Annotated in this window: 19 protein-coding genes; 8 read left to right on the forward strand and 11 right to left on the reverse strand. The window is 51.9% G+C overall.

Annotation, left to right across the window (positions count from 1 at the left end; translation table 11 throughout):
• Window positions 1–152: 152 nt before the first annotated feature.
• Complete coding sequence (locus H8L32_RS14670; RefSeq protein WP_186948004.1) at window positions 153–533, reverse strand: tautomerase family protein; 381 nt, start codon at window positions 531–533, stop codon at window positions 153–155.
• 426 nt (window positions 534–959) lie between these two features.
• Here H8L32_RS14670 and H8L32_RS14675 point away from each other — a divergent pair, with 426 nt between their 5' ends.
• A complete protein-coding gene (locus tag H8L32_RS14675; RefSeq protein WP_186948005.1) occupies window positions 960–1,685 on the forward strand; it encodes a substrate-binding periplasmic protein in 726 nt (241 codons plus the stop codon).
• Between the two features lie 3 nt (window positions 1,686–1,688).
• Here the strand turns inward: H8L32_RS14675 and H8L32_RS14680 are convergent, their stop codons facing one another.
• Window positions 1,689–2,810 carry a DUF2855 family protein gene (locus H8L32_RS14680; RefSeq protein ID WP_186948006.1) on the reverse strand — a complete coding sequence of 374 codons (1,122 nt, stop codon included), beginning with the start codon at window positions 2,808–2,810 and terminating at the stop codon, window positions 1,689–1,691.
• 281 nt (window positions 2,811–3,091) lie between these two features.
• Between H8L32_RS14680 and H8L32_RS14685 the strand changes: the two genes are divergently transcribed.
• The 6 genes from H8L32_RS14685 (at window position 3,092) to H8L32_RS14710 (ending at window position 8,331) form a co-directional block, all read left to right on the forward strand.
• Complete coding sequence (locus tag H8L32_RS14685) at window positions 3,092–3,739, forward strand: hypothetical protein (RefSeq protein ID WP_186948007.1); 648 nt, start codon at window positions 3,092–3,094, stop codon at window positions 3,737–3,739.
• Window positions 3,736–4,422, forward strand: a complete 687-nt coding sequence (locus tag H8L32_RS14690) for an ABC transporter ATP-binding protein (protein ID WP_222619366.1) — start codon at window positions 3,736–3,738, stop codon at window positions 4,420–4,422. Before H8L32_RS14685 ends, H8L32_RS14690 begins: the two co-directional genes overlap by 4 nt.
• Window positions 4,419–5,636 carry an ABC transporter permease gene (locus H8L32_RS14695; RefSeq protein WP_186948008.1) on the forward strand — a complete coding sequence of 406 codons (1,218 nt, stop codon included), beginning with the start codon at window positions 4,419–4,421 and terminating at the stop codon, window positions 5,634–5,636. The genes H8L32_RS14690 and H8L32_RS14695 overlap by 4 nt, the downstream gene beginning before the upstream one ends.
• Before the next feature lie 15 nt (window positions 5,637–5,651).
• The gene (locus H8L32_RS14700; RefSeq protein WP_186948009.1) at window positions 5,652–6,392 is read left to right on the forward strand and encodes an outer membrane lipoprotein-sorting protein; all 741 of its coding nucleotides are present in this window, start codon (window positions 5,652–5,654) and stop codon (window positions 6,390–6,392) included.
• 2 nt (window positions 6,393–6,394) lie between these two features.
• A complete protein-coding gene (locus H8L32_RS14705) occupies window positions 6,395–7,648 on the forward strand; it encodes a hypothetical protein (RefSeq protein WP_186948010.1) in 1,254 nt (417 codons plus the stop codon).
• Window positions 7,649–7,722: 74 nt separating this feature from the next.
• Window positions 7,723–8,331 carry a hypothetical protein gene (locus H8L32_RS14710; protein ID WP_186948011.1) on the forward strand — a complete coding sequence of 203 codons (609 nt, stop codon included), beginning with the start codon at window positions 7,723–7,725 and terminating at the stop codon, window positions 8,329–8,331.
• Here H8L32_RS14710 and H8L32_RS14715 read toward each other — a convergent pair.
• The 3 genes from H8L32_RS14715 to H8L32_RS14725 form a co-directional block, all read right to left on the reverse strand.
• Window positions 8,256–9,290: a GGDEF domain-containing protein gene (locus tag H8L32_RS14715; RefSeq protein WP_186948012.1), complete on the reverse strand. Its 1,035-nt coding sequence runs from the start codon at window positions 9,288–9,290 to the stop codon at window positions 8,256–8,258. The two genes, H8L32_RS14710 and H8L32_RS14715, sit on opposite strands and share 76 nt — an antisense overlap.
• 203 nt (window positions 9,291–9,493) lie before the next feature.
• Complete coding sequence (locus H8L32_RS14720; protein WP_186948013.1) at window positions 9,494–10,039, reverse strand: GNAT family N-acetyltransferase; 546 nt, start codon at window positions 10,037–10,039, stop codon at window positions 9,494–9,496.
• A gap of 22 nt (window positions 10,040–10,061) precedes the next feature.
• A complete protein-coding gene (locus tag H8L32_RS14725) occupies window positions 10,062–11,168 on the reverse strand; it encodes an HD-GYP domain-containing protein (RefSeq protein WP_186948014.1) in 1,107 nt (368 codons plus the stop codon).
• 393 nt (window positions 11,169–11,561) lie between these two features.
• Between H8L32_RS14725 and H8L32_RS14730 the strand changes: the two genes are divergently transcribed.
• Window positions 11,562–12,533, forward strand: a complete 972-nt coding sequence (locus tag H8L32_RS14730; protein ID WP_222619367.1) for an SAM-dependent methyltransferase — start codon at window positions 11,562–11,564, stop codon at window positions 12,531–12,533.
• Window positions 12,534–12,675: 142 nt separating this feature from the next.
• Here the strand turns inward: H8L32_RS14730 and H8L32_RS14735 are convergent, their stop codons facing one another.
• The 6 genes from H8L32_RS14735 to H8L32_RS14760 all read right to left on the reverse strand — a co-directional run bounded on the left by H8L32_RS14735 (window position 12,676) and on the right by H8L32_RS14760 (window position 24,858).
• A complete protein-coding gene (locus H8L32_RS14735; protein ID WP_230412224.1) occupies window positions 12,676–15,576 on the reverse strand; it encodes a M16 family metallopeptidase in 2,901 nt (966 codons plus the stop codon).
• Between the two features lie 208 nt (window positions 15,577–15,784).
• Window positions 15,785–17,899 (reverse strand): dihydrolipoyl dehydrogenase, encoded by a 2,115-nt coding sequence (gene lpdA / locus H8L32_RS14740; protein WP_186948015.1) that lies wholly within the window; start codon window positions 17,897–17,899, stop codon window positions 15,785–15,787.
• A gap of 14 nt (window positions 17,900–17,913) precedes the next feature.
• Window positions 17,914–19,251, reverse strand: coding sequence for a dihydrolipoyllysine-residue acetyltransferase (gene aceF / locus H8L32_RS14745; protein ID WP_186948016.1), 1,338 nt, complete (start codon window positions 19,249–19,251; stop codon window positions 17,914–17,916).
• 118 nt (window positions 19,252–19,369) lie between these two features.
• The gene (gene aceE / locus H8L32_RS14750; RefSeq protein ID WP_186948017.1) at window positions 19,370–22,066 is read right to left on the reverse strand and encodes a pyruvate dehydrogenase (acetyl-transferring), homodimeric type; all 2,697 of its coding nucleotides are present in this window, start codon (window positions 22,064–22,066) and stop codon (window positions 19,370–19,372) included.
• Window positions 22,067–22,389: 323 nt separating this feature from the next.
• Window positions 22,390–24,396 carry an outer membrane protein assembly factor BamB family protein gene (locus H8L32_RS14755; protein WP_186948018.1) on the reverse strand — a complete coding sequence of 669 codons (2,007 nt, stop codon included), beginning with the start codon at window positions 24,394–24,396 and terminating at the stop codon, window positions 22,390–22,392.
• Between the two features lie 141 nt (window positions 24,397–24,537).
• The gene (locus H8L32_RS14760) at window positions 24,538–24,858 is read right to left on the reverse strand and encodes a DUF2322 family protein (protein WP_186948019.1); all 321 of its coding nucleotides are present in this window, start codon (window positions 24,856–24,858) and stop codon (window positions 24,538–24,540) included.
• Window positions 24,859–25,030 lie beyond the last annotated feature (172 nt).

The following is a 25,030-nucleotide window of genomic DNA, read 5'->3' on the forward strand; positions in this document are numbered from 1 at the left end:
TTGTCTGTGCGATCGGATATACACATCTGCCGCCAGCAGCAAGCTGCTACGGTGTTCGCGTGGAAGCAGGGTGTACTGAGCCAGTCGCCATGGTATACCGGCCAGCGCCGATTCCAAAGCGCATTTCGTCAGACAGCCTTACACCCAGACTCTCAGGTATGCAGCAATCGCCCACCGGCAAATGACCAGTTTTCCCAGGCAGTTTCCCTGAAACAGACCATGATGTTTTCCGGATTCATGCTCTTGTCGCAAAGCCGCTTCATCAGGGTATCCAGCAATTTTTTCTTGATGCTGACACTGCGGCCAACGGACCAGAGTATCTCGATCAGGACAAAATCCTGATTACGGTTCTTGTGCAGATCGGGATAATGTGGATCGAAGCGAAAATTCTCGGTATCCAGTTCCAGGATGCGTTGAAACTTGTCGGTTTCCGGCACCCCTGCTTCAACCAGTGCAGCATGCACGGCATTCAATACGGTTTCTTTGAAAAGCAGGGATTTGGGCTTGCAGACGGTGATTGTGACTAAAGGCATGATATGTCTCCTTTCCACGCAAATTGTGGCGAGCAAGACGACGCCGGATGTAGCATAACGTCGTCTGGCAGACCTTAAGCTGAGGCAGCTCATTCCCTTTTTTGGAATGAGTATTAGAACTCATTTCATCAATAAGGACGAGTTTTGTTATTTTATCAAATTATTGAAAATGATTTTCAAATTTAGCAAAGAGATAACCTCAATAGTCAGCCAGGAAGCAGATTAATGAACAGAATATGTTAATTTGCGTCAACTTTTTCCACCTTGAAAAACCACGTCACAATCCAGTCTGGGCTACTGGTATGATCAGTGCATCCTTCAAAATGAGAAGATTACGTGCAAGACAAGTCGTTTCCTATTTTTCGTGCTTATGTGAGTGCTTATGCCAGTCGGGTGGCAGGTCTGCTTTTGATCTGCTGCTCCTGCATGCAGTTGACTGCGCATGCAAAAACCATCGTACCTTTATTGCTGGCAGAGACACGTGATGAAAACGGCGAGATTGCCCCCATACGCCCTGAAAATCAAAAAATCCTCCATTATTTTGAACATGCGCTGGATATGGAGTTTGATGTGCGGCGCTATCCGCTACCGCGCGTCATCGAAAATATAGGCAAAGGCGAAGGAATGGGTTTTGGCCTGTCCAAGAATACCGAAAGACTGAAAACCATGCGTTACTCTGATCCGGTCTTTTCAGATTTTGTCTGGGTCGTGGTCAGGGATGACAGCAAGATGGAGTTTTCCAGTATCCGCGACCTGAAGGGTAAATCAGTTGGCATCGTGCGGGGTATACGTTTTGGCGATGAGATTGACAGCAAACGTAATGTCCTGTTCAGGGTGGAAGAAGACCAGCCACAAAACAGTTCACGTTTAAAAAAGCTCTTGTCAGGACGCATGGATGTGATGCTGGTTAATTCACGCATGTCGAATGCCAAAGACCTCGAAGCAGAATTGAATAAATACCTGAGTGACAAAAATATCCGTACTGAAATACAGGTGAATTTTGGTGTAAAGGTATTTGCCAAACCTTTTTTGGTTGATCACATCCATTTCACTTCCAGCATAGACAGCGCACCGGAGGTCATCAATAAAATCAATGCTGCCATCACCAGAGGCAGGAAGTCAGGTGACTTGCCTGCACTCTGGAAAAACTGATCCTCAATCAAGCTTGCGGCACAGTGACAGCACATGCCCCTGATCCGGGCGCGCAGAACCACCCAGCATGGTTTCATAGACCTGACGCACATCGGCTTCGCCATATCCGTGAGTGACCTGCATCCATGGCTTTTCAGCGGCCATCACTGGCTGCATGAAAGCTTGCCAGGCATGTGCCAGGCGTGTCTGTACACCACCCGGGCCCCAGTCTGTCATGCGCTTTTTGATTTGTGCGGGGGCAAAAAACAGGGTTGGTCTGGCACCCGGCAAATCGGATGCGCCGCTCAATTCGTCCCAGTGGGTGCCGCCAACGGCACAACTGTATTTCATGTTATCGCCAAAATGATGATGTAACTGGCTGCGCAATTGTCCATTACCTGCCATGTCGACATAGACCACGGCCTGGCTGGCTGTCAGTGTGGTAACCTGATCGTAACTGATCACCTCGTCATAGATACCCATATTGCGTACGAATTCCAGGTTGGCTGCCGAGGTCAGGCCGATGACTTTGCAAGCCTTGTCCTTGCGTAGTGAAAGCATGAACGCCAGGCCATAGGCCGTTTTGCTTGATGCGCTGGATATCAGTACCGACTGCGCGCCAAAGAACTGATTGTCATCAAGAAAATCATCAATCATGAAAGACGTGATAAACAGGGGTCGCAACAAAACCTGCACATCTTCCGATTCCTTGGTATAGCCAGGATCAGTCGTGGTTCTGACGTAGTGGTTATACAAGCCATGCATGGCCTGGCGGTGTTCTGCGCCGTCAGTAAAACCGGCATCCGACACCCTGGTGGCATTGACCGTCAGATGGGTCGCCATCGGGTAGTAACCATAGAAGCGTTCACCCACATTCACGCCGTCAGCCCTGGATGCCAGCACATCGGCAAAACCCCAGACCGGAATATTGCCCCACCCCTCTTCTGCAGGAAAAAAATTCCAGTATTGCATGGCCTTGCCAAAAGCGGCATAGGTGACATTGTTGGAGGTAAAAGCAAAGCGGTCTATCTGTAGCAGCACCTGCCCGTCCTTCAATTCGGCCGGTTCTGGCACGCGCAAGGGCACGAATCGGGAGTCAGGCAAATTGCTCTTGTTGACGATGAATTCTTTGGGCTGGATGCTCATGGTCTCGTTATATGTTTTTTAAAAAATCAAGTATTGCATGATTTGTGAAATTTTTCCGGCTCTGCACTTCAAATTCAATAGTTTTCAAAAATATAACGATCTAGCCATCCTGCATTCATTGCATTCCGCGCCGTTTTCAACCCCGCTCACACCAAACTTCTGCATCTGGTCGCATCGACGTTGAGGTACGGCGGCTGTCTGCTTAAGCTCCACCTGTCGCACTTATCAAACCGCATAACACTACATAACACCACACCTCTCAATCTGCACAGGAGCCTCATATGACCCTCATTCAAACCACTGCCGGTAAAAAATTCCTGCTGGCCAGCAGCCTGTTCCTTGCCCTGTCCACTCAGGCACTGGCGTTTTCGGATACCCAATTCCAGGCGGCCTTCCAGCAGTTCGTACAGCCCGCCAAGGGGAATGAAGAAAGTACCGCGAATGCCTTCAATGAATTGCTGAAGCAGGACCCCGCCAGCCCGCTGGTGATGGCGTATGCCGGGGCCAGCACCGGTAAATTGGCGGTTACCACGATGTTCCCCTGGAAAAAAATGTCGTATGCAGAAGAAGGTCTGGCCATGCTGGAAAAAGCCCTGCAACTGGCTGCCAGCAACGACAATGCCCAGGGACATGGCAGCACGCCAGTCGTACTGGAAGTCAAATTTGTGGCAGCGACCACTTTTCTGGCAGTACCGGCCTTCATGAACCGTGGCCCGCGCGGTATCAAATTGCTTAACGAGGTGCTGGAACACAAGCAATTCGAAAAGGCAGAACCGGGCTTCCGTGGTGCCGTGCTGATGCGTGCGGCAAACCTGGCCAATGAGCAAAAACGGCCTGAGGATGCCAAACGCTACCTGAACGAAGCCGTCAAGCAGAATGTACCGCAGGCAGAAGCTGCCAAAGCCATGCTGAAAGGTATTCCATCATGAATATGGCAACCCTGGCACCTGCAATTGAGCTGCGTGCAGTTCACAAAACCTATCGCCTGGGCACCCACGTAGTCAAAGCTCTGCAAGGCGTAGACCTGTCGCTGGCCCGTGGCGAACTGCTGGCACTGACCGGCCCATCAGGCAGCGGCAAAAGCACGATATTGAACCTGTGCGGATTGATCGACGATGCTGATTCCGGCGACATTCTGCTGAACGGCGTCAACATCGATCAGTACAGCGACACGCAAAAGACCCTGCAAAGACGCGACACCATAGGTTTTATCTTCCAAAGTTTTAATCTGGTACCGGTCATGACGGTGGCTGAAAACGTGGATTACCCCCTGTTCCTGACGGGCGTACCGATCGCCGAACGACGTGAACGTGTCGCCGCACAATTGAAAGCCGTCGGCCTGCATGAACATGCCCAGCATTTGCCGGATGCCCTGTCGGGTGGTCAGCGGCAACGGGTGGCGATTGCCCGTGCCCTGATCAAGCGGCCCAGTCTGGTGATTGCCGACGAACCGACGGCCAGCCTGGATTCACACACAGCAGATCAGGTACTGGACCTGATGCGCGAACGCGGCCATGCCGAAGGCGTGGCTTTTGTGATAGCCAGCCACGACAGCCGCCTGACTAGCCGCAGCGACCGTATCGTGTCCTTGCTGGATGGGAGACTGCAATGAAACAGAGCTGGATGAAATTTGCGTTTTATAACACGCTGCGCAATCGCCGCCGCTCCACCATTACGGTTGCGGTAGCGGCCCTGGGCACGGCTGCCATTTTGCTGGCAGGTGGTTTTGCCTATTCGACTTACGAAGGCCTGGCACAGATATCGGCACGCAGCACCGGCCACCTGATCATAGGAAAACCCCAGCACTTCACCAGCGACCAGGATGTACCTTTGCAGTATGGGCTGGACAATGCCGGTGACCTGAAAAACAAAATCCTGGCAGACCCTGCCGTGCGCTATGTCTTGCCGCGCATTGAATACAGTGGCCTGATCAGCAATGGCGACAAATCCACCATCATGCTGGCGATAGGCATAGACCCCGATGCCGAATTTTCTGTCAAAGGCCCTACCCTGACAGTCAAGGAAGGCGAACTGATACAGACTGAATCGACAGAAGCAGAAATCGTCCTCGGTGAAGCCCTGGCACGCAGTCTGAAAGCCAGGCCCGGCAGCAGCCTGACCCTGATGGCCAGCACCACCGACGGCGCCCTGAATGCAGTGGATGTGACGGTCAAAGGCCTGGTCTCAACCGGTGTGCCGGATCTGGACAAGCGCCTGGTGTATTCAAATATCAGGACGGCACAAAAACTGCTGAATACGCAGCGGGTTTCCAGCCTTGGGGTTTTCCTTAATTCCATGGAAGCGACCATGCCGGCCCAGGCCAGGCTGGCACAGGCACTGCCCGAACTGACGGTGCAAAACTGGCTTGAACAGGCTTTCTTTTACAAGTCAGTCCGCGATTTGTATAACCGCATCTTTGGTGCACTGGGTGCCATCATCAGCTTCATCGTGGTGTTTGTGGTGGCGAATGCCATGGCGATGGCCATTATCGAACGTACCCGCGAAATCGGCACTCTGCGTGCCATGGGTACTTTACCCGGACAACTGACACGCAGCTTTTCCTTCGAAGGCATGTTGCTGGGTGGTGCAGGTGCGGTATTGGGGGCGGTACTGGCAATCAGCGTGGCATTGCTGCTGACGGTGTTCCCGGTGCAGATGCCCCCGCCACCAGGACGTTCCAGCGGTTATCCATTGTTGATCAGCATAGATGCGGCAATGTACGCCATCACCATCTTCACGATGATTGCTCTGTCGATGCTGTCTTCAGCACTGATCGCCCGCAAGACACTGCGTCAGCCCATCGTCGATGCACTGGCACACAATTAAAAAACGGAAAACACCATGAAAACTTATACACGTATCGCCATCCTGCTGCTGGCAAGTGCCGCTGGCCTGGTCAGGGCAGATGAAGTCAGTGACTTGTTGAAAGCTGCCGACCTGTTTCGTATAGGAACAGAAAACATGCAGGTGGAAACCGAGATCACCACCTATGCCAAAGACGGCAGTAAAGAAAAAGAAAGAAATTACCTGGTATTTTCCCAAACCAACCATCAATCGCTGGTGTTGATGAAAAGTCCCGCAGAAAAAGGCCAAAAGGTCTTGATGCTGGGTGATGATTTCTGGATGCTGTTACCTGGCAGCCAGCGTCCGCTGCGGATTACGCCCATGCAAAAACTGCTGGGTGACGCCTCCATCGGTGACATAGCCACCATGAGCTGGGCCCAGGATTACACCGGCAAGATCATAGGCGAAGAAAAATGCAATGACAAACCCTGCCTGCACCTGAGCCTGAATGCCGTGCGCAAATCGGTGGCTTACCAGCGCATAGAACTGTGGCTGGGCAAAACCCGGCATGAACCGGTCAAGGCAGATTTGTATGTGCAATCAGAAAAACTCGCCAAGCAGGCCAGTTTCATCCTGGACAAGCCACAAGCACCGACTGCCGTGGCAGAAATGCTGTTGCTGGACCAGTTGAGCAGCCACAAGGAGACGCGGGTACGGTATATCAGCCGCAAGCAAAAAACCGTGCCTGAACAATGGCTGAACCCTATGTTCCTGGCGAAAAATCCCAGTCTGGAGTAAGCATGCCTGATTTCAAACACCATGTACTTGCCAGCTTGCTGACAGTATTGTTCTGCACACCTTTTGCGGTAATGGCTGAAGAATCCGATTTCAGTGGCCAGGTGCGAGGGCTGGTCAACAGCACGACCAGCAACAGTGCCAGCCAGCTCGCCATAGCGAATCAGCTTGCTCCCGGGCTGACCAGCGGTCATGCGCAGTTGGCCGTCATGGAAACCGAGTTGCGCGCCAGCGCCAAGGGCATCAACGCGGTCGCTACCGTGCAAGGACAGATGAACGATGGCGGGCGCACTCAGGCAACGGCCTGGCTGAATGAATTGTATGGCAGCATGGGGGATGGTGCCTGGCAGTTCAGCGCCGGCAAAAAAACCATCGCCTGGGACGTCGGCTATGGTTTCCGGCCAAATGATGTCGTGGCGCAGGAAAAGCGCCGTTCACTGATCAGCAACACCATCATCGGCAAACCTTTGGCGAGTGTCGAATACTTCAATACGACTACGTCTGTGTCTGCGGTCTGGGTCAACCCTGGCCATGCAGCAAGCACCGATGTCGCGGATGAGCAAGCTCTTGCCGCCCGCGTTTATCACCACACTGGCGGTGTCGATTTACATGGCTTTGCCCGTTATGGACAAAAAAATGGAGGCAGTGTCGGTGCAGCAGCCTCATGGGTAGCGACCGATGAAATGGAAGTACATGCATCCCTGCGTTATATGCAGCGCAACACGGGTCTGCGCATGAATGCCGACAGCAGCCTTTTGCAACGCAACACGCCCTGGCAAAACAGCACGCAAAATAATGTCGTGCAAGCCATGCTGGGTGCCAATTACACGACAGAATCGCAACACAGTTTTTTCCTGGAAGCCTGGTGGGATGGCACCGCCCTGTCCGGCCGGGAATGGCAAGACTGGAACACGCGCAATCAAGCCTTGCAGGCCAGCGTAAATTACCTGCCGCAAATGCGGCAAGTCATCGGCTATAACCTGGTCTGGCAAAACCAGGCACTGTCGGCATCAGGCAATATCCGCCGCAAGAATGTTTTTGCGCGCTGGAGCTGGCAAGAAAACAACTGGCAACCTTCACTGGATATCTTGTGGACACCGGAAGACAATGGTCGCATCATCACGGCAGCAGTGGGCTGGCAAGGCGACCGCATCAGCATCAATGCCGGCCTGCGTCTGTATGGCGGTCCTGCCAGGGCGATACTGGCGCAATTGCCGGACAGCAGGATGGCTTATCTGTCAGCCACCTGGGCTTTCTGAAGGCGGGAGCCCGGGTTTGGGCGATGTTTGGGCGATAATAGCGGCTTGTGCCATGATTGCTGAAAGCCGCCTGTATGTCGAAATCCCATGTTGATGCCAATTACCGTTTCATTGCCGCCAATCAGGAAGTGAATACCCGTATCGCCCAAAGACATCAGGCACTGGCGCTGTATGTGACCCTGGTAGTGAGCCTGCTGGCAGCGCTGGTGGCCTTGAAACCGGGCGAAGCGACCAGCAAGTTGCCGATAGAATGGCTGGTACTGGGTTTTCCGGTGGCGTCAATCTGCCTGGCATTTTTGAATTACAAGGCAGAACGCTCCATAACCAATCTGCGCCATTTCCTTGCCACACTGGAAAGGCTGGAAAATGCCCACCTGCATCTGCCCAGTTATAACACGGACCCACGCTGGGCCAGGACTGCCAACAAGGCCAGGCGGTTTCAGGATTATGCCTGTGCAGTGCTGGTGGCTGCGGCAAATGCAATAGGCCTGGGGGCGGTCGTACATATCTACCCGGATCGTATTGCGGCGAATCAGTTTGTAGTCTGGATCAGTGTCATCACCGCCCTGCTTTCACTGTTTGTTTTGCTGTTCATGCCAGCCTGGAGTTATCGGCCAGATGATGAACCTGCCACCAGGGAAGATGCGCCGGCCCCACCGGCAGAATCAGCTTCAGGCGGCTGATCCATACGCACCGCATTGCGCCCGGAGAGCTTTGCTGCATACAGCATGGTATCGGCTCTCTGGAACCAGGTATCGGTGTCATCACTCGGCAGTTTTTTAGCAACGCCGATGGAAACCGTTACCGGATAATCTTGCAGCAATTCTGTTTTTTCAACCAGTGCACGCAATTCTTCAGCAAAGCGGGCACCTGTGATGTGGTCAGCCCCCATTGCGACCACTACAAACTCTTCACCACCGTAGCGAAACAGGCTGTCAATGGCACGAATGCGGCCACGCAGCAGTGAACAGAAACTGATCAGTACCTGGTCCCCCACCGGATGACCAAACTGGTCATTCACTTTCTTGAAATGATCCAGATCGAGTATCAGCAGACAGGCATTTACCTGAGAATGATCATCAGCACAAATTTCCTGCAATTTGCGATCAAAGGCGCGACGATTGCCGACCCCGGTCAGAAAGTCTTTTTCCGCCTGCTGGTTCAGTTCAGAATGCTGCAGGTTGGTTCTATGCGAGAAAATGGCGGCGAACAGATTGATCAGTACCAGCGTCACGATGATGCTGGACAGATCCAGTACCGACATCGCACTGAACAAAATGCCTATCAGGCACGCCAGGGAGACGGAGTTGATCATCAGGGCTTCGTTGGCACGCAGGATAAAGAATGCAGCAATCATGGTGGGATAGACCCAATACACGATGGCCTGCCCTTTGATATAGATGGCGGCCAGCATGCCCATGGAATAAAACACGGTAACGGCCAGGCCGGCAAAGCGTACGCGCCGGGTACGCCAGACAAACAGCATGATGCACAACATGCCGGCAACAATCAGCAAATCGACGGTTGCCAGCAACCAGTTCTTCTGGGCCATGCGGATAAGGCCGAAAGGAAGTATGCTGGGTATGCTCAGGCCGCAGAGCATCAGCAAGATGATTTCTTCTTTTGAGCGTTTTAAAAACATACTGAATTTCCCTGGCAGCTATGCAGGCGAGCGATCAGACATTTCACCCTTGCATAATCAAGCTTGAGTTCAACATGGAATCTGTTCGTTTCCAGACTAACTCAACCAGGATGCATATGTCCAACACAAAACGATGGTGTTGGCATGAAAAAAACAGCTTTGAAGGATATTGACTGTTGAACCAGTAAAGCGTCAGTTGCTATTCAGCCGGTAATATGCGGATGCAGCAATGCGTACATCCAGAAATTACCTGGCTTGCCACGTAACATGCGAAAAGCCCGCAAATAACCCTCGCGCTGAAATCCCAGGCGCTCCAGCACACTGACAGAACTGGCATTACTTTCCAGTACCGTGGCCTGTATGCGGTTCAGTCTGCCCTCGCCAAAACCCCAGTCACACATGGCCCGGGCAGCCGCAGGCATGATGCGTTTTCCCCAGTATTCAGGGGCCAGGTCATAGGCTAGTTCTGCGCTGCGGTTAAGATCGGACATGGTATGAAAGCCGACTGTCCCTATCAGCACATCATCCAGCTTTCTGACGATAGCCAGACGTATGGGCGAATTGACTTCATCTGCTTCATACATGGCAAGCTGGGGCAGCAAGTCGTCTGCCGATTCCAGATTCCAGCTGGTATGACGTATGACATCAGGGTTTTTCAGGTAGGCATACCATGCACTGGCATCATCAACACGGATATTGCGCAGTGTTAAATCGTCAAAACCCGGATCGGGGATGTTGGTTATCTGCATATCGAATACTAAAAAGGCAAGTCTACTGTTTGGCGATAAGCTTGCGTACCACCGAGTTGAATACTTCAACCATTTGCGGATCGAACTGGCTGTCGCTATTGGCATTGATTTCTGAAATGGCGCTCAGCAAACTGCGCTTGTAGCTGCGGTCTGAACGTTCATTGGTGACCGAGCAAAAGGTATCAACGATGGATAACATGCGGGCACCGGGATGAATCTGCTCACCCTGCAAGCCATTGGGATAGCCGGAACCATCAAAGCGTTCATGATGATCCAGCACCATGCGTGCCGCCTCATCCCAGCCACCAAAGCGCAACAGTAGCTGGCTGCTGGTGACCACATGTTCCTGGATCTTTTTGACTTCTTCCTTGGACAGGACACCTTCCTTGTTAAAGATGCTATGCGGGATGAAGCTCATGCCCACATCATGCATGAGAGACGCGACTTTCAGTTGCTCTGCATCGACCAGAAAGTTCAAAGCCTCATTCAGCGACTCCGTCAATTGCGCGACCTGGTCAGTACGGTTCTTGCGATAGATACTGAGATTGTCGATATGCGCAGCAAATTTGCGCATCAGTTCCATGTCGGCTGGCAATTCCAGTACGACCTTCTGGGGTTTTGACACGGTGTCATTGCTTTCGGCTTTGCCATCGAGCAGTGCAATGGCATCCTTGAAGTGTTGAGGCTGAAAGCCATGTGCACTGTTTTTTTGCAGCGCATCACACAAGTCAAATAATTTCTTGCGCCGGATATCGCTGGTAAAACCATGGGCGATCAAATCATTGAGCAAATCTTCAACTTCATCGTTAGCCAGCAGCAAAAATTCACCCAGTTCGCGGAAATAAGGATCCTGGTTCGCGCGAACTCTGGCGACGATTTCTTCTATGCGGTGCAGCAAATCAGTAAAAGGCCCCAGCCCCACCATCTGGCAATTGCCCTTGAGCGAATGCATGGCACGGAACAGGCGGTGGATATAGGCAGTGCCGCCGCCATTATTGAGTTCCTTGACACAAACCTCGGCCTCTTCACATGCCTCACGCGTGCAATCGACAAAATCGTCGATGATAGTACGTTCCATGGCCAGAAATTCCGGGCAGGTAAAGGTATCAGCGCCATGCGGTGTGTTCATTGTGGACCGTTCATGTTTGTACTGCGTCAGTGGAGGAGGATGAATAAAAGACTGCAGGAAATTATAGTGGCAGAGCATCACGGCAATCAATTCCTCAAGTGTAGAGGCAGTTTTGCATGCCGTGTCACATGAATCAATATTTTGATTAAAAGAAACATTAATTAAATTGCAAATAGTTTGCTAAAATAAACATTCTTAATGAACTTTTTGCATGTGTGCCACTCACTCATACTGTTGAACATTCAGATCGTGAGCAGATAATCCAATCGACCCATCATGAAAACCAGAATACTGAAAATAGTCACCCCGGTGTGGCATATGCTTCCCAGGCAGTTCCGGGAAACGGGTTTAGCCGCACGAATACGAAAGCAGTTCATACCGCCGCCACACGCAGTGTCACACCCCGAGCCCATCGTTATTACACAGCAACCCGTCACACCAGAGCCCGTAGCTGAGTTAGCCGCAGCAACACCAGCAGCAGACACACAAAATATCGCCGAACACATCCAGGCGTGGCAAGATCGCTTCACTGCCAGGCATGATTATCAGCAAGACCCTGCCCTCCCACTTCCCCATTTATTAAAATCGGCGATATGTACAGAACAGGTCATGCGTTCTGAAACCTTTCAGTACTGGACGGTGCGCATGGGTGACCGCCCCGGACATATGCACAGAAAAATCTGGGAATGGGCGTTTATTGTGCAGGCGCTGAAAGAACGCGGCATGCTACAGGCTGGACAACTGGGCCTGGGTTTTGCAGTTGGTACTGAACCGTTGACGGCGCTGTTCGCCGCCCACGGTGCCAGCATTGTAGCAACCGATCTGTTTACCGAAGAAGCACAGGCCAAGGGCTGGGTAGAATCGACCCAGCACGCCAATGGTTTTGAAGCCATCAACCAGAGAAACCTGTGTGATGAAAAAGAGCTGCACAGGCTGGTTGAATTCAAGTTTGCCGATATGAACAATATCAGTGAAGAACTGCATGGCAAATTCGACTTCCTCTGGTCTTCATGCGCGTTTGAACATCTGGGGTCCATCGAACACGGCAAGAATTTTGTGTACAACGCCATGCACTGCCTGAAGCCGGGTGGATTTGCCATCCATACGACCGAGTTTAACCTGTCATCCGATGAGGACACCGTAGACAGTGGCGCCACCGTACTGTTCCGCAAACGGGATATACAGGAAATCATCAACACCTTGCAGGCGCAGGGCCATCAGATAGCCATAGACTGGGATGAGGGTGATGGCTACGCTGATGGTCATGTTGATCTTGCACCGTATATACAGGACACCCATCTGCGTCTGCAGATAGAAAAATATGTCGTTACCTCGATAGGTCTGATCGTACAAAAAGCACTTTGAAAATGATGGCCTGGTTATAAAAACCAGTAAATAAAAAAATCCTGAAACCTCGCGGCTTCAGGATTTTTTAACATGCTTTTCGGCTCATCTTCAACGCATCTTTAATTCAGCTACTGCGCATCTCCAATTCAGCTACTGCGCTTTATTCGGCAAACACCTTGCTGGCAGGTGTAATGCTGACTGCTTCCGCCTTGATGTTTAATTTTCGGTTACCGATGACCTGGTCTTCATCCAGCAATTCCTTAGGTTTCTCGGAATTGTATTTGATCGCAGAAAAACCATCAGACACCAGCTTGTCTTTCAGACCCACCGCATCCTTGGCAATCATGACCACCGACATGTTTTGCGCCGACAGGTGTTTTTTCATGGCGGCATTGACATCGGCCAGACTGAGTTTAGACAAATTATCGCGCATCATTTTCGTGAACTCGGGCGTGCGATACCATTGTGCATCCAGGGCATAACCCAGTTGCTGGTCTTGCGTTGCCGTCATCATGAAAACATTCTTCATCAGATAAGTGCGGGTGATCTCAAACTGTTCCTTGCTCAAACCCTGATTCACCATCTTGTCCAGTTCAGCCACGGCAACACGCAGGGCCATGTGGGCATTTTCAGGCGCTACAGGGCGTATCCAGATTTCAAACAGTTGTGATTGACGGGCGCGGTTGGGCGTCGGGAAGGACATGAACATACCGCCCGGGAATGCTTCGATATATGCATAATCACCATAGTTCATGCCGCGTATTTCACGTATGCGTTGATACAGGTGGGAAGAACTGGAACGATGTTCACCCAGCCAGGTTTTCGCCAGCCACAGTGCTGCAAAGTCAGGATGTGAACGGGTAACCGCAATAGGAAAGCCCATGGAAATCGCTGTTGCACGGGTATTCTTTTCTATGATTTCGACTTCCATGCCCTGGCTGACTTTGCCAACCGGTGCGGTAATGGCAGCCATGCCGGCACCATCCGGCAATTTGTTCAGGGCTTGCTTCAGACTGGTCACCATGGTGTCAGACACATCACCGGAAATACCTACTTTCAGCGCACCCGTGGTATAGGCTTTTTTCCAGAACTGTCTGACATCATCCAGGGTAATGGCGTCTATACCCTTGACCGTTCCCAATACCGGATGGGCATAGGCAGAACCGGCAAACACATTGGTCTGCAAACGTTCCTTGGCAAACTCTTCTTCGTTATTGTCTTTCAGGTCCAGCAACAAGGCATTTTTCTGTTCATCCTTGATACGGCGGAAGTCTTCTTCACGGAAGCCGGGTTCCAGCAATTGCGGCAAGGCGATCTGGATGAATTCCTTCCATTTTTCCTTGTGCACGGAACCACTGAAGCTGGTCATTTCCTTATCTGTCTGGGCCGAGAAACTGGCCGCCAGCGGGAACAGGATTTTCTTGACTTCATCGATCTTGCGTTCTTTCGAACCGGCACTGTCTATCATCGCTGCCGTCATTCTGGCCAGGCCTTCCTTGCCCGCCGGGTCTTGTGCTGAACCAGCAGCAAACACCAGCTTGAAGCGGATTTGTGGCAACTTCGATGCCTGCACCAGTACGTCGAACTTGCCGTCCACAGCTTTGTCATTGAAGCTGGCCAGTTTCGGCAGGCTGCTCAACTCTGCTGGCAGGGCTGCATTCGACAGGCTGGTAACGACCATACCGTCATCAACCAGGTATTTCCTGGCGACTGCCTGCAAATCTGCCGGTGTCAGGCTATCAATCACTTTATAAAACTGATTGATGGTGGCGTAAGAACGCTTGTAATGAACAAAGCGTGCCAGGGTGCCAGCGATCTGGTCTGTGTTATCAAGGCTGCGTATCAGGCCATATTTAAGTGCGGATTTGGCATCTGCCAGTTCCTGGTCGGCCAAGGGTGTCTGTACGATGCGGGCAATCTTTTGCAGGATGGCGTCACGCACATAGACAGTATCTTCAAGCTTCTTGACGCGCGCGCCTATCACCGCCAGACCCGGATCCACAGAGGGAGGGGTGAAATCAAATAACTGATCCACCTTTTGTTCATCCTGTTGCAAGCGCTTGTAGATATCTGAAGTACTGCCAAAGGACAAGGACAGTAACATGCTTAATGCCGCATGTTCCTTGTTCGTCACGGAAAACGCCGGCGCATGGAAAGAAACAGCAACATACGGCAAGGTTGGGCTGGGCCATGGCACATGCTTGTACAGGGCACCTGTGGCTGCCGGTTCGGCCGGTACCGGAGCCTGGGCTTTACCACGCTGCCATTGGCCCCAGTATTTCTCTATCAGGGCAATGGTGGATTTGGGTTCGACATCACCGGCCACGATGATGGTGGTGTATTCCGGGCGGTACCAGCGGTCGAAGAAAATTTTGGAATAAGCGTACTGATTCGGCATGTCCTCAATATCCTTGAGGAAGCCCATGGTCGTGTGCTTATAGGTATGTTTCTGGAAAGCCGTATCACGCATCACTTCCAGCAATTTGGTAATGGGATTGGCGCTATTTTTATTGTATTCACCCAGCACGGCCCGTGATTCCGTCTTGAAATCACTTTCGCTGTACGACAGATGCTGGAAGCGGTCGGCTTCAATTCTCAATACCGTTTCCAGGTCCTCCTTGGAAAAAGTCGTGTAGTAATTCGTCAGGTCATCACTGGTATAGGCATTCTGGCGTGCGCCGGTGGCGGTCAGGATATCCTTGTACTTGTCTGCCGGGATGTCCTTGGTGCCGCGAAACATCATATGTTCAAAAAAATGGGCGAAGCCGGATTTGCCAGGTTCCACCTCATTGCGCGAACCGGTCTGCACCGGAATCTGTACCGATACGATATTTGGCAGGCCAGTGGGCACGATGATGATTTTCAAGCCATTTGGCAACAGCTTTTCCGTGGCCTGGAATGGCAATACATCCTTGCTACCCTGTGCTTCCTTGACAGGCTTGTTGGCAGATTTGACGCTGCCGGTGCCAGAATCTTGCGCTTGCAGAGGTAAAGCAAGGCCTAGGCCTGCCAGTGCCAAAGCAAGGGTCAAAGCCGGCGTGGCGGGTAGCATTTTTTTCATTTTTTCTCCGGATAAGGAAATCATTTAGGTAGATGATATTGTCGTCATAAGACTGCAAATGCAAGAACAAGTTCAGCAAAAGCACATTCCCTGCCAGGTTTTCCATTGCGACTATCGCTACTACCCCCGCCACAAAAGCAAAACCCCCGCTGCAGTTTCCTGCAACAGGGGTCGTACCTGCTTACTGCTTCAGTATTTTATTAAGTGCTTATTTCTTGCGCTGCGGTGGCAAATCGGTACAGACACCTTTATACACTTCAGCCGCCATGCCTATCGATTCACCCAAAGTAGGATGTGGATGGATGGTCTTTCCGATATCGACCGCATCAGCACCCATCTCGATAGCCAGGGCGATCTCGCCTATCATGTCACCGGCATGCGTGCCGACGATGCCGCCACCGACGATGCGCTTGGTTTCTGCATCGAACAGCAACTTGGTGAAGCCTTCATCACGGCCATTCGCCACGGCACGGCCAGAAGCTGCCCATGGGAAATGACCTTTTTCAAGCTTCACGCCTTTGGCCTTGGCTTCATCTTCTGTCATACCTACCCATGCGACTTCAGGGTCGGTATAGGCAACGGATGGAATCACGCTGGCATCGAAGTAAGCTTTTTCACCGGATGCTGCTTCGGCTGCGACGTGGGCTTCATGCACGGCCTTATGTGCCAGCATGGGCTGGCCAACCAGGTCACCAATCGCAAAGATATGCGGTACGTTAGTGCGCATTTGCTTGTCGACATTGATGAAGCCACGGTCAGTCACCGCCACGCCTGCCTTGTCGGCAGCAATTTTTTTGCCGTTCGGGCTACGGCCTACCGCAACCAGCACCAGGTCATAGACTTGGGGTGCGGGTGCAGTTGCGCCAGCTTCAGCAGCTTCGAACGTGACCTTGATACCTTCAGGCAGGGCTTCAACAGCAACCGTTTTGGTTTTCAACATGATGTTGTCAAAACGTTTTTCATTGAATTTTTGCCAGACCTTGACCATGTCACGGTCTGCGCCCTGCATCAGGCCATCCAGCATTTCTACGACATCAATGCGTGAGCCCAGGGTGGAATACACGGTCGCCATTTCCAGGCCGATGATGCCGCCACCAATGACCAACATGCGTTTTGGAATCTGGCGCAATTCCAGCGCGCCGGTGCTGTCAACGATACGCGGGTCAGCCGGTACGAAAGGCAGGTTCACGACAGAAGAACCAGCCGCAATAATCGCCTGCTTGAACTGCACGGTTTTTTTGCTGCCATCTGCTGCTGTGACTTCGATATGATTAGGACTGAGGAACTGACCCACACCCTGCACTACATTGACCTTGCGGGCTTTCGCCATGCCATTCAGGCCAGTCGTCATTTTCTTGATGACGCTTTCCTTGTAGCCACGCAGTTTGTCGATATCGATTTCTGGCTTGGCAAATGTCACGCCATGTGCTGCCATGGATGCAGTTTCATCAATCACAGCGGCTACGTGCAACAATGCCTTGGATGGGATACAGCCTACGTTCAGGCAAACACCACCGAGGGTGGAATAACGCTCGACCAGTACTGTGTTCATGCCCAGATCAGCAGAACGGAAGGCTGCGGAATAACCACCAGGACCAGCGCCCAAGACCATCATGTCGCATTCGATATCGACCTTGCCCGTGTAACCAGACGCAATCGGCGCAGGGACGGCTGGAGCAGCAGGAGCAGTTGCTGCTGGGGCAACGGCAGCAGGAGCAGACGCTGCCTGGCCTGCGGCTTCCACCAGCAACAGCAAGCTGCCTTCAGCAACCTTGTCACCGACCTTGACCTTGATTTCTTTTACCGTACCGGCATGGCTGGATGGAATTTCCATACTGGCCTTGTCGGATTCGACGGTAATCAGCGACTGGTCAACCTTGATGCTGTCACCCACCTTGACCATGACTTCGATAACTTCAACTTCCTTGAAATCACCGATATCAGGGACTTTGACTTCGACAATGCCAACCGGCCCGGCAGGTGCGGCTGCAACTGGTGCCACAGGAGTGGCAGCAGGAGCCGGGGCTGTAGCAGCAGCAACTGCGGGAGCGGCTTGAGCCGCTGGCGCTGCACTTGCCGTAGCGCCTTCAGCTTCTATGACCAGCAACAAACTGCCTTCGGCAATCTTGTCACCGAGTTTGACTTTCAATTCCTTGATGACACCGGCGTGACTGGACGGGATTTCCATGCTGGCCTTGTCGGACTCCACGGTCACCAGTGATTGATCGACCTTGATGGTGTCACCCACCTTGACCAGCAATTCTATGACTTCAACTTCCTTGAAATCACCGATATCGGGTACTTTGACTTCGATAGTGCTCATAGTCTGCTCTCCGTTCACAGCAAGGTTTTACGCAAATCAGCCAGTACATCAGCCAGATAAGCGGTGAACTTGGCAGCCATGGCACCATCAATGACGCGGTGGTCATACGACAGCGACAAAGGCAGCATCAGGCGTGGCTGGAATTGTTTGCCATCCCAGACTGGTTTGATACTGGATTTGGACAAGCCCAGGATCGCCACTTCAGGCGCATTGATGATAGGCGTGAATGCCGTGCCACCGATACCGCCGAGTGAAGATATGGTGAAAGTTGCGCCCTGCATGTCAGCAGGTTTCAGTTTGCCATCGCGCGCCTGGCCTGACAACTCACCCATTTCAACGGCGATTTGCGACAGGGTTTTCTGATCTGCATTTTTAACGACAGGCACCACCAGACCATTCGGCGTATCAGCAGCAAAGCCGACGTTGTAATACTGCTTCAGGATCAGGTTTTCACCGGTCGCATCAAGCGAAGAATTAAATGCCGGGAATTTTTTGAGCGCAGCAACGCTGGCCTTGATGACAAAAGCCAGCATCGTCAGTTTGACGCCGGATTTAACCAGGGCTTCGTTCGATGATTTACGGAATTCTTCGAGGTCGCTGATATCTGCCTCATCAAATTGCGTAACATGCGGGATCATGACCCAGTTACGATGCAGGTTCGGACCGCTGAGTTTTTTGATGCGTGACAAAGGCGATGTCGTGGTCGCGCCAAACTTGCTGAAGTCCAGCGATGGCCATGGCAATACATCGAGACCAACACCACTGCCATTTTTTGCCGGAGCAGAAACCGCAGCAACGGCAGTGCTGCCTGCCATGATGCCCTTGACGAAGTTTTGTACGTCTTCTTGCGTGATACGGCCTTTTTGACCAGAACCGGCAACGCGTGTCAGATCGACACCCAGCTCACGCGCAAACTTGCGTATGGATGGAGACGCATGTGCCTTGCCTGCGCTGGCTGTTGCTACAGGTGCAGCCGATGCTACTGGCGCTGCAACTGGGGCAGGCGCGGCGGCTGACACTGTTGCCGGGGCCGCTGGTGCTGGCGTTGCAGCTACTGGCGCTGCCGCGGGTGCTGGTGTCGCCGCAGGTGCTGGCGCTGGCACTGCTGCACTTGCCGCAGCATCAACCACGACCAGCAGAGAACCTTCAGCAACCTTGTCGCCAACCTTGACTTTAATTTCTGTGACCACACCAGCATGACTGGATGGAATCTCCATGCTGGCTTTATCTGATTCTACGGTGATCAATGACTGATCCACCTTGATGGTGTCGCCGACTTTGACCATCAGTTCAATGACTTCAACTTCCTTGAAATCACCGATGTCCGGTACTTTGACTTCTACGCTACTCATAATTTTCTCCATTTACACCCTCTTTTTCGAGAGGAGGGTTAGTGTGGGGATGGATTCTTATCCTCCCTCAGGCAAGACGCCAGAGGAAGGACATGTCAGTGGGTGTCAAACGTCAAAATTACACAGTCACCGGATTTGGTTTATTTGCATCAATGCCATATTTCGCAATCGCCTGAGCAACCACAGAAGCGGACAGTGCACCTTCATCCGCCAGTGTTTTCAATGCAGCGATCACCACGAAGTAGCGGTTGACTTCAAAGAACTCACGCAGTTTGGCGCGGGAATCAGAGCGGCCAAAACCATCCGTACCCAGGACTTTATAGCTGCGGTCTTTTGGTATGAAGGCACGTACCTGCTCAGCAAAGGTGCGCATGTAGTCTGTCGATACAACGACAGGGCCAGTCGTGTCTTTCAGGCATTGTGCGATATACGGCACACGTGGCTCTTCAGTCGGGTGCAGCATGTTCCAGCGTTCTGCATCCTGGCCATCACGGGCCAGCAAGGTGAAGGATGGTGCAGACCAGACGTCGGCAGCAATGCCCCAGTCATTTTGCAACAGTTCAGCACCGGCAATCACTTCACGCAAGATCGTGCCTGAGCCCATCAGTTGTACGCGGTGTTTGGTGGTCTGTTCAGATTTTTGCAACAGGTACAGGCCCTTGATGATGCCCTCTTCCTGACCCGCCTTCAAACCTGGGTGGCTATAGTTTTCATTCATCAGGGTGATGTAATAGAACACATCTTCCTGGTCAGTTACCATGCGACGCAAGCCATCATGCATGATGACTGCCACTTCGTGGGCAAAGGTCGGATCGTAAGGAATACAGTTAGGGATGGTGGAAGCCAATACATGGCTATGACCATCTTCATGCTGCAAGCCTTCGCCATTCAGCGTCGTACGACCGGCTGTACCACCGAGCAGGAAACCACGTGCGCGCATGTCGCCCGCAGCCCAGGCCAGATCACCAATACGCTGCAGACCGAACATGGAGTAATAGGTATAGAACGGGATCATGACGCGGTTATTGGTCGAGTAGGAAGTCGCCGCAGCGATCCATGAGCTCATACCACCGGCTTCATTGATACCTTCCTGCAAAATCTGACCGGCTTTATCTTCGCGGTAGTACATGACCTGATCTTTATCGACCGGTTCATACAACTGACCAACCTGACTGAAAATACCGATCTGGCGGAACAGACCTTCCATACCAAAGGTACGCGATTCATCGACCATGATAGGCACCACGCGCTGACCCAGGCTGGCGTCGCGCAGCAAGGCGGTCAGGATACGGACATACGCAGCCGTCGTCGAAATTTCACGGCCTTCTGCCGTTGGTTCCAGCATCGCCTGGAAAGCAGTCAGTTCTGGCACCACCAGTGCTTCATCGGCTTTTTGACGGCGCTGTGGCAGGTAGCCACCGAGCTCCTTGCGACGCGCATGCAGATATTGCATTTCTGGTGTGTCATCAGCCGGTTTGAAGAAAGGAATATTCGGCAGTTCGGCATCAGCAATCGGCAACTGGAAGCGGTCACGCATGGCCTTGATGGCTTCATCATCGAGCTTCTTGGTATTGTGGGCGGTATTGCGTGCTTCGCCGGACTTGCCAAAACCAAAGCCCTTGATACTTTTCGCCAGGATAACGGTAGGCTGCCCCTTGTTTTCCTGGGCAACTTTGAATGCAGCATAAATCTTGTGTGGGTCATGGCCGCCACGGGTCAGGCGCCAGATGTCGTCATCCGACATTTTGCTGACCATTTCCAGCAATTTTGGATGCTTGCCAAAGAAGTGGCTGCGTACATAGGCACCGTCCTTGGCTTTGTAATTCTGGTATTCGCCATCCACGGTTTCCATCATGACTTTTTGCAGGATACCGTCTTTATCTTTCGCCAGCAATTCATCCCAGCCGCTACCCCAGATCACTTTGACGACATTCCAGCCGGCGCCACGGAAATCCGATTCCAGTTCCTGGATGATCTTGCCATTACCACGTACCGGGCCATCCAGACGCTGCAGGTTACAGTTGACGACGATCACCAGATTATCGAGTTGCTCGCGGCCAGCCATGCCGATGGCGCCCATGGATTCTGGTTCGTCCATCTCACCATCACCGCAGAAAGCCCAGACTTTGCGCTTTTCTGTGTCGGCAATACCACGTGCATGCAGATACTTCAGGAAACGTGCCTGATAAATCGCCATCAATGGGCCCAGGCCCATGGATACGGTAGGAAATTGCCAGAAGTCTGGCATCAGTTTTGGATGCGGGTAAGAAGACAGGCCTTTGCCATCGACTTCGCGACGGAAATGCAACAATTGCTCTTCAGACAGACGGCCTTCGAGGAAGGCGCGGGCATAGATACCAGGGGAAGAATGGCCTTGGATGTAGAGCAGATCGCCGCCATGATCTTCAGTCGGGGCATGCCAGAAATGGTTGAAACCTATGCCCAGCATGTTTGCCAGCGAAGCAAAGCTGGACAGGTGACCACCAAGGTCGCCATCTACGCGGTTGGCCTTGACCACCATGGCCATCGCGTTCCAGCGCATATAGGAGCGCAGGCGCTCTTCGATTTCCAGATTGCCAGGGCAATGTTCACCCTGATCAGCAGGAATGGTATTCACGTAAGCCGTATTGCTGGAGAACGGGATATGGGCACCACGACGACGCGCCAGGTCCACCATGCGCTCCATCAGGTAATGGGCACGTTCTGGCCCTTCTGTTTCGATAACGGCTTCCAGCGCATCCAGCCATTCATTGGTTTCAACTACATCGGGATCATTGGCGGCCTGGGCCAGCACCTGGTCTATCTGGGGTGACATAGAAGGGGTCTCCTGTTATTACACGTTTGGGTGAAACGCGCGTGGGCGAATCGACAAATTACGGCTTGAATTTTGTTTTCGCAAGCATTTTAACAGGACTTTTCCATTTTTCAAATAGCGATATATGATTCCATATTGTGAAATTTAAGCTGCGGCGCAGCATTTTTACCCCATACCACCATGCCAGAACATTTATATGATTCCTGGATTCTGCCTACGATCTTACGGCTCTTGAGGCCCGGCTATGACCAGGAGTAAGTCCGCAGCAATATCATAAGCAGCTTCTTAAAGACAGGTACGCACAGGTACCTGCCAACTCCAGACTATTTGGTATTGAACGCCATAAAGCTGCCATAACCGCTGGTGCCTTTGTTCACATAAAGAATGCCATTTTTAGACAAGGCCAGATCGCCACCCCGTGGATAAGACCACACCGTCTGATGGCTACTCAAATCGACAGCAAATACGGCACTAAAAGAACCAAGCAATAAAACATTATTGGTGACAATCATGTTTTGCAGATAGCCATTGGCACCAATCGGCTTTTGGTCATAGTAAACGCCGTCCGGAAATTTCCACTGCCACAGCAAGGCACCTGTGCTGAGTGAGCGAGCATCAACGCCATATCCATTGAGGATGTACAGGGTGGAACCAGCACAAACAGGATTACTATAAAACGTGTCTTTGACGGTCCATTTAATTTTTTGCGAAGCCAGATCAAAGTTCACCAGACTCAATCCATTACTTGCAATCAATAAATTCACCCCATCACACAGCGTAGGCTCTACCCTGGTCATTGATGCCTGGATATCAGGAGCAGCGATCAGCGTCGTCTGCTTGCCGGATTGACGATTAATTATCGCCAATCCGCTTGGTCCGGCAGTATTTCCCTTGGGGACAAACATATAAACGTAATTGGCATCTACCGCTGGTGACCAGAGTGCCTCCATATTGTCGGATAAAAAACTCCAGTTACTGCTCAGTGTATCCGCTGACGAACTGGACAGAAACTGACTCTGTGGCCCATTCCGGCTGAAAACAGTTTGCCCATCGACCACCGGCGCATAAAAATAACTGATTGTTGTGATGACGTTCGTTTTACCCAATCTATTGCCATTGGATTGATCCAGCATCCACAAGCCCGAGCTTTGTGTGGCAGTATTCATGAAATAGACTTTACCGTTTTGCGCAGCAGGTGGGTTCACCCAGCCATCAGCAACCGGAAACGTCCATTTGATCTTGCCATCAGATTCATTGACAGCGAATACCGCTCCACCACTCCCGCCATTTGCTGCCTGTGCTGAAAAATAGACTGTGTCACCCTGCGTAGTGATTGGCCCCTGCGCCATGTATTTGCTGTTGTCGATCTCAAACAGGAATCGCGGCGCGAAGGCATTCACATTCAGCGTTACCGGCACGTAACCTGTATGCGCCACATTACCCTGGTAGCCATTCCAGTCGGCCGCGCCCGGCGTTGGTGTCAGTGTGACGGTATTCGTTTTTACTTCCAGGTTGTAGGGTATTTTCCAGGGGTTGATCTGATAGGGGAAATCACATGAATTAATATTCCCTCCGCACAAGCGTACTTCCAGCGCCCCAACATATTTACCCACTGGCGGTTTTGAAGTCATCCTAAGGGTCGTGCGTATGGTGTTTTTATCGATCTTGGTCACTGCATTACCGTTGGTCAGCAAACCGGCAGGATCGGTGACACTGACACCGACACGATTGATGAAGTCGATGCCTGCTTCACTTCTGACTTCAAGCTCAAATGACTTTTCTTCGGCAGGGACAAATGATGCCGTGATCTCCGCTGGGCTGACCGTAATACTTGGCGCCCTTACTTCAAAGCTGTATGGCAGCTTCCAGGGTGAGCCGTCATGCGGCTGTGCGCAACTGTAGGGACTGTCCTTGCATAATCTCACCTCCAGTATGCCGCTATATCTGCCCGGCTTGAGGCTTCTTGTTGTGACACTTGCCTGGTAATTATATTTATCAACCGCCTTGATCCTGATATCGTCGGTAATAACACCTGTTGTGTCGATTATCGCGACATTCACCACATCCGGGAAATTGCGGTTCGCGCGTATATCAAGTGATAAGGTTTTATTTTCGTAAGGCAGAATAGTCGCCGTCAAACTCGATGGCGTAAAGCTCAAGCCACCATCGTTGGATACTACCGGCAGCGTGTCAACCGGATTGCCTGTACTTGTGCCGGTATTAGTACCTGTATTCGTACCTGCCCCGGCACCGCCACCGGAACCACCGCCACAGCCCGTCAAAAGCAAAGACAGCAACAGAAAGGATGTGAGTTTTTTGATGTTTTTCATAAAGATTGAGAAAATTTACCGCAGGTGAAAGCAAATGAAATCATGTGGCGCATTGGCCATTGCAGCACGAGGAGTCTGCGGGAGAATCCAGCCTCGCCAGTCAGGACAGATCCGTCCCTTGCATTGGCCATCAATACACAATCAATGAGCGATCAGTTTCCCGGTCAGTTTCTTGCTGCCAGAAGCATCTGCCAGCAATACCAACAGGCGATCAATATTCGGGTGCTTGCCCGGGAAAGCCCTGGCATCTGCCGTATGTTCAGCATACAACTGCAGGCCCTTTGCAGCGGCTGCGGTATTGATTTCGGCAAATTCCTGTAACAGGGCATGATAGACACGTACGCTGCCAGCCGAGCCCGGCTTGTTATCTATTTGCGCGACCAGTGTCAGGCCATCAAATAATTGAATGGCAGCCAGGTGATCAATGACAGGCAGGGTGGACAGAATTTCGCTGAATTGCATGGATGTTTCCTTAAAAGTCATGTGATGCGCATGAAAATTTTCCGCGCAGTCGCCAACAGGCGCGTTAAAAAGACTGCATTCTACGGGTTGGGCCGTTTTTTAGCTAACGGCATTGCCTGAACATAAAACCAGACAAAAATGTCCTCCATCAAACTCATCATTGACGGCGGGC

It is taken from the genome of Undibacterium hunanense, from assembly GCF_014284335.1.
GTDB lineage: Bacteria > Pseudomonadota > Gammaproteobacteria > Burkholderiales > Burkholderiaceae_D > Undibacterium > Undibacterium hunanense.

Excerpts from the sequence above, each read along its gene's own strand:
- H8L32_RS14670 (WP_186948004.1), bottom strand. The coding sequence starts at position 533 with ATGCCTTTAGTCACAATCACCGTCTGCAAGCCCAAATCCCTGCTTTTC.
- H8L32_RS14675 (WP_186948005.1), top strand. The coding sequence starts at position 960 with ATGCAGTTGACTGCGCATGCAAAAACCATCGTACCTTTATTGCTGGCA.
- H8L32_RS14680 (WP_186948006.1), bottom strand. The coding sequence starts at position 2,810 with ATGAGCATCCAGCCCAAAGAATTCATCGTCAACAAGAGCAATTTGCCT.
- H8L32_RS14685 (WP_186948007.1), top strand. The coding sequence starts at position 3,092 with ATGACCCTCATTCAAACCACTGCCGGTAAAAAATTCCTGCTGGCCAGC.
- H8L32_RS14690 (WP_222619366.1), top strand. The coding sequence starts at position 3,736 with ATGAATATGGCAACCCTGGCACCTGCAATTGAGCTGCGTGCAGTTCAC.
- H8L32_RS14695 (WP_186948008.1), top strand. The coding sequence starts at position 4,419 with ATGAAACAGAGCTGGATGAAATTTGCGTTTTATAACACGCTGCGCAAT.
- H8L32_RS14700 (WP_186948009.1), top strand. The coding sequence starts at position 5,652 with ATGAAAACTTATACACGTATCGCCATCCTGCTGCTGGCAAGTGCCGCT.
- H8L32_RS14705 (WP_186948010.1), top strand. The coding sequence starts at position 6,395 with ATGCCTGATTTCAAACACCATGTACTTGCCAGCTTGCTGACAGTATTG.
- H8L32_RS14710 (WP_186948011.1), top strand. The coding sequence starts at position 7,723 with ATGTCGAAATCCCATGTTGATGCCAATTACCGTTTCATTGCCGCCAAT.
- H8L32_RS14715 (WP_186948012.1), bottom strand. The coding sequence starts at position 9,290 with ATGTTTTTAAAACGCTCAAAAGAAGAAATCATCTTGCTGATGCTCTGC.
- H8L32_RS14720 (WP_186948013.1), bottom strand. The coding sequence starts at position 10,039 with ATGCAGATAACCAACATCCCCGATCCGGGTTTTGACGATTTAACACTG.
- H8L32_RS14725 (WP_186948014.1), bottom strand. The coding sequence starts at position 11,168 with ATGAACACACCGCATGGCGCTGATACCTTTACCTGCCCGGAATTTCTG.
- H8L32_RS14735 (WP_230412224.1), bottom strand. The coding sequence starts at position 15,576 with ATGAAAAAAATGCTACCCGCCACGCCGGCTTTGACCCTTGCTTTGGCA.
- lpdA (WP_186948015.1), bottom strand. The coding sequence starts at position 17,899 with ATGAGCACTATCGAAGTCAAAGTACCCGATATCGGTGATTTCAAGGAA.
- aceF (WP_186948016.1), bottom strand. The coding sequence starts at position 19,251 with ATGAGTAGCGTAGAAGTCAAAGTACCGGACATCGGTGATTTCAAGGAA.
- aceE (WP_186948017.1), bottom strand. The coding sequence starts at position 22,066 with ATGTCACCCCAGATAGACCAGGTGCTGGCCCAGGCCGCCAATGATCCC.
- H8L32_RS14755 (WP_186948018.1), bottom strand. The coding sequence starts at position 24,396 with ATGAAAAACATCAAAAAACTCACATCCTTTCTGTTGCTGTCTTTGCTT.
- H8L32_RS14760 (WP_186948019.1), bottom strand. The coding sequence starts at position 24,858 with ATGCAATTCAGCGAAATTCTGTCCACCCTGCCTGTCATTGATCACCTG.